Source organism: Ruegeria sp. AF2 (assembly GCF_056542025.1).
This window is the reverse complement of the sequence record NZ_JBQFZC010000003.1, coordinates 407429-422374: the sequence shown is the minus strand read 5'-3', so window position 1 is coordinate 422374 and position 14946 is coordinate 407429. Positions and strand designations below refer to the sequence as shown.

Genomic DNA, 14946 nt, shown 5'->3' with positions numbered 1-14946 from the left:
AGAGTATCTCACAGGTTGCGCTTCAACATCCGGCGAAGCTCGTTGATGAGTTCAGATTTGATGTGGGCCCATTCGGCGCGCTCTGAGGCCGTGATCGATGCGTCTTTCGAAAACGCAGATGCTTTCTTCAGATCCTCGATGACCTCGCCGAGTAGTGCATCCGTTTCGATGCGCCTCGAGAGCACATCGGAAAGTTCCGGAATTTCTTCAATCAGGTCCACCGTCACTGGAAAAATCCCGACGCCCACTATTTATTCTCAAATCAAGATGAGTGCGGTTGACCACAAAGGCCAAGTGAGTCACCGTGAGTTGGGGGTGAGTTGACATTGAACAAATCAAACGATTTGCCAATAAATCAACAAGTTGGCCAACCTTCTTCGGAACTCATCCGGGAAGCTCTGAGTCGAATTGTATCAAGCGACGGGTTTCAAGCTTCACCCCGACTCACGCAGTTTCTCACCTATATAGTCGAGGAAACTCTATCTGGTCGAAGCGCTCAGATTAGAGGCAAAGCTATCGCTGTTGAGGTCTATGGGCGGCGCATAGATGGTACTGGTGGTCAAAACCTAGTTCGCGTTGAGGCAAGGCGACTGCGTCGCCTTTTACATCAGTTCTACGAAGATCACTGGGACGGCAACGGGGTTCGCATTTTTGTTGATCCCGGCGGATACAAGCCGCGGTTTTCATACGAATCTACAATCGAACACCGTACATCAAGTGAACTGAAGAGCGACAATCCAGTTGGCCGTTGGCGTTCGCGGCAACTGCTGCCTGCTGGACTAGTTGTTGTTGCATTAGTCGCTGTGCTTGGCATCTGGATGAGCCAGGATAACAGGGAGGTTGTGCCGACAACTCGATCCATCGAGAAAGCAGAACGTGTGGCGCTTGGTGAACAATCATTGACGAGACTCCAGGCGGCCAACATTGCAGACCAAGCACGAGGCATGTTTTTTCCCGTTTTTGATGTCAAACGTCAGCAGATAGCACTGGGAATGTTCCAGCACGCGATGGAACTCGACCCGGCTCTGTCCGACGGCTATGCCGGCTCAGCGCAGGTCCTGGCGATCTTGGCGGTGTTGTCGCCAGATGAATCACAAAGGGATGATTTCTCCAATCAAGCTTCAGAAATGTCTGAAAAAGCGCTTCAATTGTCCCCGGCCGGCGCGTGGGCAAACAGCGCAAATGGTTGGGTGCTGGCTGTCAAAGACCAGCCAAACGAGGCATTGAAATACGCAAGGATGTCGGTCGAACTGGCGCCGAATGATGGCCATATTCTCGACCTTGCAGGTATCACCGCCATCTTGGCTAACGCCCCGGAATTTTCTGCCGAGGTTAGCAACCCGGATAGACCCAAATCAGGATCCGGTAGGTTTGGTGCGAGAAACATCTGGGGCGTCTCGCAACTTATGCTCGGGAACTACGAAAATGTTGTTGAAGCCTTTCAGGGAGCGCCAGCTGCTGGAGCGCCAGTCAGTGCTCCTTCGCTCTTGTTCCAAGCCGTTGCGCACGATCAGTTAGGAAATTCAGAAGAAGCACGACGGCTCGTTGCTGAAATGCGCAGGACATGGCCTGAGTTTCCGTCCGAGTTTCTCGCCGACAGGATTTTCCACAACGACATCAATACGCGGAACATAATACTAGAGGCACTGAGCAGATACTGACGAAACGTATCGCGACTATTGCCTCGAAAAGAGCGTCAAAATCTATTCAAATAGTTCCGCTTCGAAAGGGTAAGATGCCGATAAAATCGGCGATTGAACCGGACTACGCCGTTTGTGGATTGAGGGTGGACATTGCAGACTTGCAGAGTCTGCCTGCCGCGCATAGCCGCCGCTCATGAGGCGCAGTGCTGCTAATGCAGCGAACGGCAGTTTGGCGGCCAATTTGCTGCATCAGCTAGAACTCATAATGTGACTAATGGCGGTAGTGGCTCTTTCTGCCGAAATTGTCTGGACTTTGGTCCGTAAGAAAGCGGTACTGAAATCGCCAATATTTGCCCGGAACAGCCGGGCTCAGCTCAGTGCAGGACGCAGGATCAGCCTGTGTCCTTAGAGTGGAGACATAAATGACAACTTCATCAGATACAGAAATCAATAAATCGCCTGCCAAATCCGCGCGAAACAAACTGACGCGTCAGCAACAATTACAGAAACAGCTGTGCCGCAAGGCAGGTGCCACGATTGCGCAGATGCGGAACGCCTTTCGCTGACAACCGCATTCAGCACGCGCAGCGATTTCGATGATGCGCAAGTCAGGACATACTGTTGAGCGATCAGGATCTGACAAAAGCACAGTCTACCGGATTGTGAAGGCGCGCCAGTGGTTGGCGATGATCAATGATGGCAGAGCTTTCTCAGAAATCGTTCAAGAAGAAGGCACCTCCAAACGCCGGGTACAGGATGTGGTCGATCTGGCCATGCTGGTGCCTGATGCTCTGGATGCCATCGATTCAGGCGAACAAACTGATGGCCTGACAATGGACTACCTGATCAAGTCGGGATTCCCGGTGATCTGATCATATCAACACAAACGCTTCTCTGCCCTCTTATCTGCCGCCTCTCCGAAACACACCAAACTCTTACCGTCGGAATCGCGACCTGGGACTGTGGTCGGAAATCGACTACTGTTGCGCACACGCTCGGGTCTCAGTTGAAGTTGCTGGATCTTAAGTCGCTGAAAACACGCTATAATCGGCGTGCAAATTCTCGGTATGTGATTTCCGAGAAAATCATGGCTGGGGTGGTAGGATTCGAACCTACGATACACGGTACCAAAAACCGCTGCCTTACCACTTGGCTACACCCCAACGGTGAGCGGCTATCTACGACTGTTGCTTTCAGGGTTCAAGGGCTTTTTTGGACAATTTTGATGTGGATATGCAATTTAGTTTGATCGCGGTTGGATCGTCGGGATTGTCGAATATGGGTCAGGCGATTGTTTGAGGCGAAGCTAGATCTCTAAGACGAAAATCCAACTGGCAATCCTTGGTTCTGCGGTCTCGAGATACAATCCGCGATGCGCCACAACGCTCGTTCCTGCGACTGCGTTTCAATAGCGCAAGAATTGGATTAAATTATTGATTAATAGCGATAAAAATTACCTTTATCAGTTGAATGTCTTTGGCTTCGGACCTAGCTAGATAAGGTCCGCTAACCACCACAAAAAAGGAGCGAGCAATGAAATTGAACCCGCAAGTTGCAGAAGCATTGAATAAGCAGATCAACAATGAGCTCCACGCTTCGTACACCTACTTGGCGATGTCGGCTTATTTTGAGGCGCAGGATCTGCCAGGATTCGCCAGTTGGTTTCGGGGGCATTCTGCCGAAGAGGAAACCCATGCAATGCGTATATTCGACTTTATCGCCAAGAGGGGTGGGAGGGTAAATCTTGACGGCATCGCAAAACCGCAAACGGACTATGAATCACCCGTTGATGTACTGGAGCAGGCGCTGGCGCAGGAGCAAACCGTGACGGGCCAGATCAACGCGTTGTTTGAGCTGGCGCATGAGGTCAAAGAATACAGCACACAGAATATGCTGAACTGGTTCCTGGCCGAACAGATAGAGGAAGAAGACCTGTTCACATCGATCCTGGATAAGGCCAAGGCGGCCAGCGGGGACCGATGGAACCTGCTTTTGTTGGATCAGGAACTGGCCAAACGCGGCAGCGCTGCAGGCGCGGAGTAGCTCAGTCGGCGCTGTCGCGCACGCGTGTCATTCCCGAATCTCGGTGGGGTCGACCCCCCAAAGATTGCTTTTCAGGGTCCAGCCGCGATAGCCGCCTGCCGATATGCGGCACCAATCGGGTGAACATTTTTCAAGCCGGGCGACGACGCCGTCTTCAAATTGCGCGTTCACCTGCGATTTGGGATCAGGCATCGCGTAAACCGGCAGCAAGTCGGCTTCGATAAGGACTGTCCGCACACCTGAAAGCAGCGCGTAATGCACCCAACCCCCGGCACCGTCTCGATCCTGAACCTTGCGCCAGTTTCCATATTCGGCCGTGATCTGCAGCGGCATGCCACGGCGTTTGAACACCCAATCGATTCGGTGAGTCAGCGAAGGGCCGCGACGGACATTACCCTCGGCGGCTTTCATCGAGACATATCGTGGAAGCGGTAGATTCGTCACTGGACCGCGTTTTTCCTGCGCGGACACGGCCACTGCGCCGAGCACGAGCAGGAAAACCGATATCAACACCACAAAATGGCGGTTCACTGAAAAACTAGCACTCACTGCCTGTCTGCTCTTATGCCTGTGGATCGTATGCAAAAAAGGTTGAGACGATGCCCAAGGGGTTCTTGTGCCCCGTGTAATCCTGCGCCACGATGCCATGGCGCGCGGCAGTTTGCAAAGCGGTAGGAGGGTCAAGGTGCCAAGAGAACGTCTGAGTGTTGTCGTTACGCGACGGTTGCCCGAAGCGGTGGAAACACGGCTAAGCGAACTTTTCGATGTAAAACTGCGTGACACCGACGATCCCATGACTCGCGAAGAGCTGGTGGCGGCAGTGAACACAGCAGATGTGCTGGTTCCGACGATAACCGATACAATTGATGGCGGTATCCTGGGGCAGGCTGGTGAGAAATTGCGACTGATCGCCAATTATGGTGCCGGTGTCGACAATATTGATGTGGCGACGGCGAGGCAGCGCGGGATCCTTGTCTCGAACACACCAGGAGTACTGACTGACGATACTGCAGATATGACTATGGCTCTGATCCTGGCGGTTACACGACGTATCCCCGAGGGGTTAGGTGTGATGCAAAAGGGCGATTGGGCCGGTTGGGCCCCGACGGCCTTGCTGGGTGGCCGGGTCGGTGGTCGCCGCTTGGGTGTTCTTGGGATGGGCCGGATAGGGCAGGCCGTTGCGCGACGTGCCAGCGCGTTTGGAATGCAGGTTCACTATCACAACCGCCGCCGGTTGCGCCCCGAGATTGAACAGGAACTGGAGGCGACCTACTGGGATAGTCTTGATCAGATGGTGGCGCGGATGGACGTCATCTCGATCAACTGCCCGTCGACCCCTTCGACCTTTCATTTGATGAATGCGCGGCGTTTGAAATTGATGAAACCCACGGCCGTGATCGTGAATACATCACGCGGTGAAGTCGTCGATGAGAACGCCCTGACACGCATGATCCGCGCCGGTGAGATCGCAGGCGCTGGTCTGGATGTTTATGAACAGGGCACAGATGTGAACCCACGCCTCCGGCAATTGCCGAATGTGGTGCTGCTGCCCCATATGGGCTCGGCGACGCTTGAGGGTCGGATCGAGATGGGTGAGAAAGTCATTATCAACATCAAGACCTTCGAAGACGGTCATCGCCCGCCAGATCAGGTTGTGCCTGCAATGCTTTAGGCTGTGGCCTGAGAAAAGGGGAACGCAATGGTGCAGGCAACTGCTTTGCCGCGAAACGAGGCCGGGATCGACACGGCGCTGGGAATTTTGAAGCAGAGGTTCGCAGACCGGCTGCAATCTGGTGCTGCGATCTGCGAGCAGCACGGGCACACGACAACGTGGATTGAGAACCAGAGTCCGGATGCGGTGGTTTTCCCGCATTCAACCGAAGAAGTGGCCGATATTGTCAGGACCTGTGCCGAGCACAAGGTGCCAGTCATCCCGTTCGGAACAGGCACTTCGCTCGAAGGTCATGTAAACGCTCCTGCTGGTGGCATATCCGTCGATCTGAGTCAGATGAACAAGATATTGGCGGTCAATGTCGGTGATCTAGATTGCGTTGTCCAACCGGGTGTCACCCGAGCCGAATTGAACACCCATCTGCGGGATCAGGGGTTGTTCTTCCCGATTGATCCGGGCGCGAATGCGTCGCTAGGTGGCATGGCCGCGACACGCGCGTCTGGCACCAATGCTGTGCGTTATGGGACAATGAAAGACAATGTGCTTAGTCTTGAGGCCGTGATGCCGGACGGGCAAGTGATCCGCACGGGGCATCGTGCGCGCAAATCTTCGGCGGGTTTTGATCTGACCCGCTTGCTAATCGGTGCCGAGGGCACGCTGGGAATAATCACCGAAATCACATTGCGATTGCAGGGTATCCCCGAGGCCATCAGTTCAGCTCGCTGTTCGTTTCCATCGGTGGATGCAGCCTGTCAGGCTGTGATGATGACTATTCAGTATGGTATCCCGGTTGCGCGGATCGAATTGCTGGACCAGATGTCGGTCAAAGCGGCAAACGCTTATTCGGGACTGGATTTGCCAGAAACGCCACTGCTGCTGCTGGAATTTCACGGTTCGGACAGCGGTGCAGCGGAACAGGCAGAGACCTTTGGCCAAATCGCGGAAGAATTTGGTGGCAGCGATATCACCACCACTACGACAACCGAAGAGCGCAACAAGCTGTGGCAGGCCCGGCACGATATGTATTGGGCCAGCTTACAACTGCGCCCAGGCGCGCGGGGCATTTCTACGGATGTATGTGTTCCGATCTCGCGTTTGGCTGAATGTGTGACCGCCGCACAGGATAAGGCCGCTGAATTGGGTTTGCTGGCCCCGATCGTGGGTCATGTTGGTGACGGTAACTTCCATACACTTCTGTTAATCGACATGGATGACGCAAAAGAGGTCGCAAGTGCAGAGGAATTCGTCGGTTGGCTAAATGATCTTGCAATTGCGATGGAGGGCACCTGTACCGGAGAACACGGAATCGGGCAGGGTAAACGCCCCTATCTGGTGAAAGAACTTGGTGCGGCGACAAATTATATGGCGGCGATCAAAGCAGCGCTGGATCCCGATAACATCATGAATCCGGGCAAGGTACTCTGACCGCGATTGTTGGGTTCGGCCATAACAGCGCCTCAATTTTAGGTGAATGATCTGGGAAAGAGCAGTATTTGATTCCGAGGTTATTCATGGGCGCGTTGCGTTTCATTGGGTTTTTGCTGATTGCCGTCGTGGTTGTCGTAGGTCTGGATTATTATCAGCAGGATAAGAAAGTCGAAGGCAGGTTGTCCTTCAACGGATATGTCGACACGATTAATCAGCGGTTCAACTTGTATCAGGCGGAGCTAGCCGCGGAAGAAGTTGAACGCGAAAGGCAGAAGCGTTGGCGTGAGGGGGCCAAGCCGTACCTGCCGGATTCGGGCGAAGGATGGGTGCGTCGTTCGATCGTGGATGCAGATTTTACACGCGATGCCCGAGAAGGTGTTTTGCAGGACGGAATAAGTGAAGCTGCTCGTCCAATTGCAAAAAGAGTTGCTGTGCAAGAGACCGAACAACTGGCCAGAAAACTCGATAATTCTAGTTGGGTCTACGAAAGCGGCGAGCATACGGTCTGGCTACAGGCGAAACTCAGGAAAGACGCTAAATCCAATACACTGACTGGCAACATCGTCAGGTCTGTCGAAGGGTTGGGCGCAGGATCGAGTGGCTACACTCCATTCGGCATAATTGGTGGTGCTGCGTATTTCAGGTTTGAAAACAGCCGATACAAACCCGTCACAGTGAAAGATCGAAAGTTTTGGTCAATGATCACGGCGAGCCTGACGGACCTTGAGGTCGAACCTCGGTTTGAAATCTACAAGGCTACAATCGGACTGGGCGAAGAAATTCGTTTACAAGTCTATTCCGATGCACCAGCGCCTATGCTGCGAGCGTTTCTGGATCGACTGGATTATGACGGATTGAATGCACTGCTTCAAAAGCAAGTGCCTGGCGTCGGCAACGATACCGTTTTTGATGCTGAACGAGAAAGTGAACTGGCGACAAACATGGCCGCCTTGCGCGGCGAGTTTGTCAAGCTTCGCAGCGAGCTGGCGCGTTTGAAGCTAGAAAACATTGATGGATTGTCTCTTGTCGCAAATACTTTGGCCGCGCAATACGGTTTGCCGGCAGACACCTTCGACTTGACCGCGAACAGAATAGAATCTGCGGATGATTTGGTCCAGGTCGGATACCGCAAAGGACTGACAGATTTGCTTGAAGACGAGATGCAGCAGGCAGACAGAGATGCCGAGGGTTTCTTTGGAAATTTGTTCGCCAAATTCAAAGATCAGGAAACCTCTGAAGAAGTCGCATCTGTAAACGAAAATGAAGGCTTCCTGTCCGGATTGTTGTCAGCCTTTGGTAGTTCTGATTCCGAAGCAGAAACTGCCGTGCGGGTAAACCGAGGCGGTTCCGGAACGGGCATTGATTGCGCAACCACCGGAACGTTCAAAAGGTGCAAATTGGGGGGCGGATAACACGTCAGATCGACTGTTGGAAAGCGACCTGGTGCAACGCTCAGGTCGCTTTTCTTATATCACTGGTCGGATGAATGTCGCGTCGAGCCCCTCAAATGCGCCATATGGTGTCAACTGAATTCAAGGGGAGACACCCGGCTATGAAAACCCAAGTCAAAGCACTGGTCGTTGGCGGCGGCGCCGTCGGGACCTCGATTGCCTATCACCTTGCCAAAGCGGGCTGGGATGATGTGATGCTGATCGAGCGGGACGAACTGACATCCGGTTCCACCTGGCACGCAGCGGGCCTGTTGCCGTTGTTTAACATGTCGTATGCCACGACCCACATCCACAAGTACTCAGTCGATTTCTACAAGACACTAGAGGAAGAAACCGGCTTGAATGCAGGCTTCGCCGTAGTCGGAAACCTGCGTATGGCACAGACACAAGAGCGTATGGATGAATACATGCTCTATGCATCCACAGCGGAAACTTGTGATGTTGCATATGAGTGGCTGACGCCCGAGCAAATCAAGGAACGTTGGCCTCTGATCGAAACTTCGGACTTGAAAGGCGCGATCTATCACACTGAAGACGGCTACATTAACCCTGCGGACGTGACCCAGGCGATGGCCAAAGGTGCGCGTCAGCGCGGTGTCGACATCGTTCGCAAGATGCAGGCCGATGCGTTCCGCTGGAACGGTACTCACTGGGAAGTCACCTGCACTAAGATGGTCGAAAAGGGCGGCAACCTCATTCCGTCAGATGAGCAGGTTGTGATCACCGCCGAACATGTCGTGACCGCGTCGGGCAACCACGCACAGCGGACCGCCAAAATGCTGGGCATCAAGATGCCCGCAATCCCGGTCGAGCATACCTTCATCGTCATGGACAAAGACCCCGAGCTGGTCAAATGGCGTGAAGCGGGCAACCCCGAGCATCCGGTTGTGCGTGATGCCGACAACGAGTCGTATGCGCGCGAAGAACGTGGCGGCTGGATTCTGGGTATCTACGAACATGGCGCTCCTGCGCAGTTCGAACACGGCGTGCCGGACAGCTTCCGCGCTGACCTATTCCCGCTGGATCTGGATCGGATCGCCGATCAGTACATGGCGATGGCCGAACGCGTGCCGTCCTGTGCTGAGTCCGGTCTGAAAGACGATTTCAACGGCCCGATCTGCTACACACCTGATGGCAACCCGCTGGTCGGTCCCGCTCCGGGGCTGCGCAACATGTGGCTTGCTGAAGGCTTCAGTTTTGGCATCACCGCTGCGGGCGGCACCGGTTATTATCTGGCTCAGATGATGGTCGATGGCGAAGCCGAGATCGACATGGCTTCGCTGGACCCCAAGCGGTATTCGTCGAACTGGATGACCACCGAGTTCGCGGCGCGCAAGAACGAAGAGTGCTATGAGCACGTCTACATCCTGCACCACCCTGACGAAGAGCGCGAAGCCTGCCGTCCGCTGCGCACCGTTCCGGCCTACGACCGTCAGAAAGCTCGTGGCGCACAGTTTGGCTGGGTCAACGGCTGGGAGCGTCCGAACTATTTCGGCCCGCTGGATGCGCCTGATAACTTCGACAAAGAAAGCCGCAGCTTCCGCCGCGGTGGTTGGTGGCAGTATGCCGTCGAAGAAGCCAAAGCGATCCGAGAAGGCGTTGGCCTGATCGATGCGTCGGCCTTCACCAAGCATGTCGTCAAAGGCCCCGGTGCGACCCAGTTCCTGGATTGGTTCACCTGCAACAAGCTGCCCAAGGTCGGTCGCATCAACCTGACCTACGCGCTGACCGCGCACGGCACCACCCGCACCGAATACACCATCGTCCGCAATGGCGAGAACAATTACTACATCGTCTCTGCCGGTGCCTGGACCGAGTACGACGCCGACTACCTTTGCAAGGCGGCCGAGGACAAGATGGAGGAGTTCGGCTACATCGAAATCCAGGACGTGACCACCCAGTGGGGCGTCTTCGCGATCGCCGGACCCAAGTCGCGTGACGTTCTGAAAGAGGTCATCAAGGACGCCGATCCGGAAACCGCGCTGTCCAACAAGCGCTTCCCTTGGTTGTCGGCCCGTCAGATCGAACTGGGCATGTGCCCGGTCAACGCGATCCGCGTGGCCTATACGGGTGAGCTGGGCTGGGAACTGCACCACCCGATCGAGATGCAGAACTATCTGTTCGACCTGCTGGAGAAGGCCGGTGAAAAGCACGGCATGAAACTGGTTGGTGCCCGCGCCCAAAACTGGCTGCGCCAGGAGAAATCCTATCGCGCCTTCGGCACCGAACTGGGCCGCGACGCGACCCCGCTGGAAGCTGACCTGCCGCGCTTTGTTGATCTGTCGAAAGACTTCTACGGCAAAGCCAAGCTGGAAGAGACCGGCGTGCGCGTGAAGTGCTGCACTCTGTTGATCGACGGACCGGACGATGCCGACCCCTGGGGCCGCGAGGCGCTGTACACGCCGGAAGGTGAGCGCGTGGGTCGTTTGACCTCGGGCGGGTACTCGGTGGCGTTCGAGAAATCCATCGGTATGGGCTACGTCAAGCCCGAGTTGGCGGTCGAAGGCACCAAGCTGCAGGTCAAAATTCAGGACAAGCTGTGGGATGCGGTCGTGACTTGCGACAGCCCCTACGATCCGAAGAACGAAACAATCCGCAAAGACGGCTGACGCTTCCAAGAAATAAGGCGGTACTCACGTAGCACCGCCTACTAAAAGCCCGCTCTCGGTGGGCTTTTTTCATGCGCTTAATTCATCAAAGCAGTCTAGTGCCTTGGCGGCATACATCATGGACGGCCCACCGCCCATCTGGATGGCCATTGCCAGAACGTCCGAAATCTCGTCGCGGGTGGCTCCTGCCTTGGCCAACGCCTCGGAATGCAGGGTAATGCAAGGCTCACACCGTACTGCGATTGACATGCCTAACGCGATGAACTCTTTGGTTTTGTAGTCCAGCGTCCCGCCTTCCTTGACAGATTTTCCCAGCGCCCCGAAGGCACGCGCCGTATCAGGAATGGCTCCGTTAAGGTTACGCAAGCTTTTGCGCGTTTCGTTCATTGAATCCTGCCAGCTCATTATCACGTCCTTCTTGATACATATGATAATATGCATATGAATGATGAAGAGCAAAGCAGACTTTGATCCTGATCAGATTCCAGTTTTTTGGGCGACAAATGCCAAGTTGTTCGCAGGCATCTTTACGATTTCGACCAGTTCGAGGGCGTTGTCCTTTAACATAGACAATATATGTGTGTCGTCTTTGTACCCGATCTCAGGGTCTTGTTGGACCAGTGCGTCGTGAAATCGCTGGTCGCCATCGCTTGTCAGGTGTCCGTCACGTTTGAAAGGGCCATAAAGCACCAAACGCCCATCCGTTTTCAGAGCGCACGCTGCTTCGGCAACGAGGGTTTCAGCCTCGGGCAAACTGATCAGGTGCAAGAGGTTGATCAATAAAACCAAATCTTGCTGCGCAATTGTTTTGTGCCAACCCTCCGCAGTTGCATCCAGATGAGCGGCTGCGGCGGTGTTTGGTAAACCCTTGGTGTACGCATCGATGCTGGCGCGCCGTTCGGAGGTGACTTCGCTGGGTTGCCAATGCAACCCGGGCATCCGCTGGGCAAAGGCCGAAATGTGTTGTCCGGTTCCACTGGCCAGTTCCAGGGCCTGTCCTGATGACGGGGCGACCCGTGCCAGAAGATCGCACAGCACAACCGTGTTTCGGCTGGCGGCTGGGGCGACGAGTTTGCTGCCGTCGCCCTCGGTGGCGACGCTGGCATTTGAGGGCAGTTTGCGTTTTGTCATCGTTACAGCCTACCGGGTGTCAGCGCTTTCACAATCGCCGCATCAAGGCGCGGCGACGCGCCAGTCACAAGATCCGCCACAAGTTGAGAGGCAGCAGGAGCGGTCTGAAACCCATACCCTCCCTGTGCTGCCGACCAGATAAACGATGGATCGGTTGGATCAGGTCCGAGCACCAGCGTGCCATCGGCAACAAAACTACGTAACCCCGCCCAATTGGTTTCTACCCGAGTTACAGTTTCAGTAACCATCGCTTCGTATCGTGCCAGTCCTTCTGCGAGAACCATGTCATCGGCGTAAGCGTCATGGGGTGTGGTTGGGTCCGCCTCGCAAGGCGAGACCAGTAGCTTGCCCGCATCAGGTTTGGCGTACCAGCTCTCGCCTGCGCCCAGCATCATTGGCCAGTTTCGCAGGTCATGTCCGCCCGGTGCGGGGATGCGCGCAATCGATCGACGGTAAGGTGTGATCCCGATGGGGGAGATTCCTGCCATCTGCGCCACCTCATCGACCCAGGCTCCGGCGGCATTTACCAGATTGCGTGCCTCAAAGGATTCTGAGGATTCGACGGTCCAATGAACCGATTTGCGGATGCTGCTGACCCTCTGACGGGTCAGGACTGAACCGCCATTCTTGCGGACGGTTCGCGCAAAGTCCTGCAGGACGCGATCTGTATCGATATCATATGCGCTATTACTTATGGCTGCATAACCGACAGTTTCAGCATTCAGGACAGGAATGTGTCCGATGGCATCTTCCGGCGAAATCTCTTGCACACCAAGATCTTGGGCGTCTTTTTGAAACAGCGCCTGTTGATCCCTTCCGCCAATCAGCATCAGGCCGCGTGGTGTGAGGTACCCATTTGTTTCAAAGAACGCAGCACTTGCCTCGTTCAATGCCTTGACCGAGTTTGGACCGTAACCCTTTTCGAACAGGGCAGCTGAACGACCCGAAGTATGATATCCCAATCCGTCCTCGGCCTCTAACACCGTGACTGTGCCGTGCTCTGACAGGCGCGCACCTGCGCTTAGCCCGGCGACACCGCCACCGATTATCAGAAAATCAATCATGCGTTTTGTTCCGTTTCCGGCCGCCAAGTGATCGAGCCGGTGGTAAGTTGACTGGCGACATTGGCGGACCATGGCACGCGTACTGCCAAACGAAAAGACACAAGCCCACCGCAATGGAAACTTGATCGTAGGCGGCCAGCCTGCTTTTAGTGCAAACAACATAAGATTCGGAGGCGGACGTGAACGCGGCAGATATTCACCCGATGGCAACGGGGCACATTCCGTCATATGTGACACAAGCAGATGGTAGCGACTTCCTCTTCACCTTCATGTTGTTTTTTACCGTCGGGATGGTCGTGCTGATCGGGGTTGCCTACTTCACGTTGCATTCGATCCCGGAAAAAATGGCGCATGAAACCAATCACCCGCAATTCCAATTGGTTGGGATTCTGGCGCTTTTGGCTTTGTTTACGCATAACGGCCTTTTCTGGGTTGCCGCCATCCTTGTGGCTGGGTTCCAGTTCCCTGATTTCGCGGCACCGCTGCGCTCGATTGCCGATGCCATCCGATCTTTGGCGCCTGGGCAGGACAAAGAACACGCTTCACCCCCTCCTGAGCTGGAAACTGAGCCCGAACAAACCAAATCCTCCGAACCGGCAGCACAGGGGCACTGAACAATGATCGAGACGATGCTGTGCGCCCTGATTACCGTGCTTCCTGACTATCTGTTTCGCCGCTTTGTGCAGGGCAAACGGATCGGACACGAGATCACGCTGTTCACCATGTGGTACGAGTTGCGCTGGGGGCTGACGACTTGCGCTATTTTGGCGCTAACCGTTATCACAACGCTGTTCTATTTCCACCCGTCCAGCAAAACAGCGGCTTCCTACTTCCGGACGGTAACGATCCTTCCGCAGCTAGGGGGGCGCGTTTCCGAAGTCTACGTGCGCAACAATGAACAGGTGACAGCTGGACAGCCGATTTTCCGGATCGAAGACTTCACGCAAACCGCGCAGGTCGAAGCGGCGCATGCCCAGATTGCTCAGGTTCAAGCCTCGTTGAAGGTGGCGGAAACCGATCTGGCCGAGGCTGAGGCCGGGATTGCAGGCGCGCGCGCAGCTCTGGATCAGTCGCTCGAAGATCTGGAACGCAATACCACCCTGCGTGACGAGGGATCCAGTGCGGTGCGCTTGGCCGAGATTGATCGGTTGGAAAATCTGGTTGCCGAGCGTGAAGCGCAGGTCAAAGCAGCCGTCTCAAAACGCGCAGCGGTTGTACAACAGATCGAAGAGCTGATCCCGGCCCAACTTGCCAGTGCCAATGCGCAGCTGGATGCGGCATTGACCGAGTTGGACAAGACTGTGGTCAATGCTGGAGTGACGGGCAGGGTTGAACAATTCGGGCTTCAGGTCGGCGACTATGTCAGCCCTTTGCTGCGCCCGGCGGGTATTCTGGTGCCATCCTCCTCCGGACATGACCGATTCCAGGCGGCGTTCAGTCAGCTTTCGGCCCAGGTGGTCAAACCGGGTATGATTGGCGAATTGGGTTGCATGACCAAGCCCTTTACCGTTATCCCGGTGGTTGTCGTCGAGGTGCAGGATGTGATCCCATCGGGGCAGATCAGGCCATCTGATGAGTTGCGGGACGTGCAGAGCAACACCAATCCGGGTTCGATCCTTGTCTACCTTGAACCGCTCTACAAAAGCATGGCCGATGATGTGCCTCCGGGCAGCAACTGTCTGGCGAATATCTATACGGACAATCATGCAAAGCTGGAGGATGAGAGCCTCGGCTTCTGGGAAAAATCGTTCCTGCATGTGGTAGACACGATTGGCGTCGTTCATGCGGCAGGCCTACGCCTGCGACTGATACTGATGCCGGTGAACACTCTGGTGCTGGGCGGACACTAATTTCACGCCCTAGAAGCTGACCATTGCGGCGATTCAATCGCTTGAAGTCCTGACC

The 14946-nt window shown here is 55.1% G+C and carries 15 protein-coding genes and 1 tRNA gene; 10 read left to right on the top strand and 6 right to left on the bottom strand.

What is annotated here, in order from left to right; translation table 11 throughout:
• Positions 1-8 precede the first annotated feature (8 nt).
• Positions 9-227, bottom strand: coding sequence for a hypothetical protein (locus ACR0NM_RS12825; RefSeq protein ID WP_170519419.1), 219 nt, complete (start codon positions 225-227; stop codon positions 9-11).
• 99 nt (positions 228-326) lie between these two features.
• On the opposite strand from ACR0NM_RS12825, the gene ACR0NM_RS12820 reads away from it, so the two are divergent.
• From ACR0NM_RS12820 to ACR0NM_RS12810, 3 genes are all read left to right on the top strand, one after another.
• Positions 327-1661, top strand: a complete 1335-nt coding sequence (locus ACR0NM_RS12820) for a tetratricopeptide repeat protein (protein ID WP_480615031.1) — start codon at positions 327-329, stop codon at positions 1659-1661.
• A 404-nt stretch (positions 1662-2065) separates the two neighbouring features.
• Positions 2066-2209, top strand: a complete 144-nt coding sequence (locus tag ACR0NM_RS12815; RefSeq protein ID WP_480615029.1) for a hypothetical protein — start codon at positions 2066-2068, stop codon at positions 2207-2209.
• 30 nt (positions 2210-2239) lie between these two features.
• Positions 2240-2515, top strand: coding sequence for a hypothetical protein (locus ACR0NM_RS12810; RefSeq protein WP_170564260.1), 276 nt, complete (start codon positions 2240-2242; stop codon positions 2513-2515).
• Between the two features lie 216 nt (positions 2516-2731).
• Here ACR0NM_RS12810 and ACR0NM_RS12805 read toward each other — a convergent pair.
• Positions 2732-2806 (bottom strand) — tRNA-Gln (locus ACR0NM_RS12805).
• Positions 2807-3176: 370 nt separating this feature from the next.
• Here ACR0NM_RS12805 and ACR0NM_RS12800 point away from each other — a divergent pair.
• The gene (locus tag ACR0NM_RS12800; protein ID WP_170401952.1) at positions 3177-3686 is read left to right on the top strand and encodes a ferritin; all 510 of its coding nucleotides are present in this window, start codon (positions 3177-3179) and stop codon (positions 3684-3686) included.
• A 27-nt stretch (positions 3687-3713) separates the two neighbouring features.
• On the opposite strand, the gene ACR0NM_RS12795 is transcribed toward ACR0NM_RS12800, so the two are convergent.
• A complete protein-coding gene (locus tag ACR0NM_RS12795; protein ID WP_480615131.1) occupies positions 3714-4202 on the bottom strand; it encodes an SH3 domain-containing protein in 489 nt (162 codons plus the stop codon).
• 169 nt (positions 4203-4371) lie between these two features.
• Here ACR0NM_RS12795 and ACR0NM_RS12790 point away from each other — a divergent pair, with 169 nt between their 5' ends.
• From ACR0NM_RS12790 to ACR0NM_RS12775, 4 genes are all read left to right on the top strand, one after another.
• The gene (locus ACR0NM_RS12790) at positions 4372-5358 is read left to right on the top strand and encodes a 2-hydroxyacid dehydrogenase (RefSeq protein WP_170392503.1); all 987 of its coding nucleotides are present in this window, start codon (positions 4372-4374) and stop codon (positions 5356-5358) included.
• 27 nt (positions 5359-5385) lie between these two features.
• Positions 5386-6783, top strand: a complete 1398-nt coding sequence (locus ACR0NM_RS12785) for an FAD-linked oxidase C-terminal domain-containing protein (protein ID WP_170733023.1) — start codon at positions 5386-5388, stop codon at positions 6781-6783.
• Between the two features lie 383 nt (positions 6784-7166).
• Positions 7167-8198, top strand: a complete 1032-nt coding sequence (locus ACR0NM_RS12780; RefSeq protein WP_480615027.1) for a hypothetical protein — start codon at positions 7167-7169, stop codon at positions 8196-8198.
• 140 nt (positions 8199-8338) lie between these two features.
• Positions 8339-10846 (top strand): GcvT family protein, encoded by a 2508-nt coding sequence (locus tag ACR0NM_RS12775; RefSeq protein WP_480615025.1) that lies wholly within the window; start codon positions 8339-8341, stop codon positions 10844-10846.
• Between the two features lie 69 nt (positions 10847-10915).
• On the opposite strand, the gene ACR0NM_RS12770 is transcribed toward ACR0NM_RS12775, so the two are convergent.
• The 3 genes from ACR0NM_RS12770 to ACR0NM_RS12760 form a co-directional block, all read right to left on the bottom strand.
• Entirely contained in the window at positions 10916-11251 is a 336-nt protein-coding gene (locus ACR0NM_RS12770; RefSeq protein ID WP_480615023.1) for a carboxymuconolactone decarboxylase family protein, read from the bottom strand.
• Between the two features lie 72 nt (positions 11252-11323).
• Positions 11324-11977 carry a DUF938 domain-containing protein gene (locus ACR0NM_RS12765; protein ID WP_480615021.1) on the bottom strand — a complete coding sequence of 218 codons (654 nt, stop codon included), beginning with the start codon at positions 11975-11977 and terminating at the stop codon, positions 11324-11326.
• Between the two features lie 2 nt (positions 11978-11979).
• Positions 11980-13041 (bottom strand): NAD(P)/FAD-dependent oxidoreductase, encoded by a 1062-nt coding sequence (locus ACR0NM_RS12760; protein ID WP_480562459.1) that lies wholly within the window; start codon positions 13039-13041, stop codon positions 11980-11982.
• Positions 13042-13244: 203 nt separating this feature from the next.
• Here ACR0NM_RS12760 and ACR0NM_RS12755 point away from each other — a divergent pair, with 203 nt between their 5' ends.
• Together ACR0NM_RS12755 and ACR0NM_RS12750 are read left to right on the top strand one after the other, a co-directional pair.
• On the top strand, positions 13245-13655 hold the full coding sequence (locus ACR0NM_RS12755) for a hypothetical protein (protein WP_170610013.1): 411 nt from the start codon (positions 13245-13247) through the stop codon (positions 13653-13655).
• 3 nt (positions 13656-13658) lie between these two features.
• Positions 13659-14891: an HlyD family secretion protein gene (locus ACR0NM_RS12750; protein WP_170392496.1), complete on the top strand. Its 1233-nt coding sequence runs from the start codon at positions 13659-13661 to the stop codon at positions 14889-14891.
• Positions 14892-14946 lie beyond the last annotated feature (55 nt).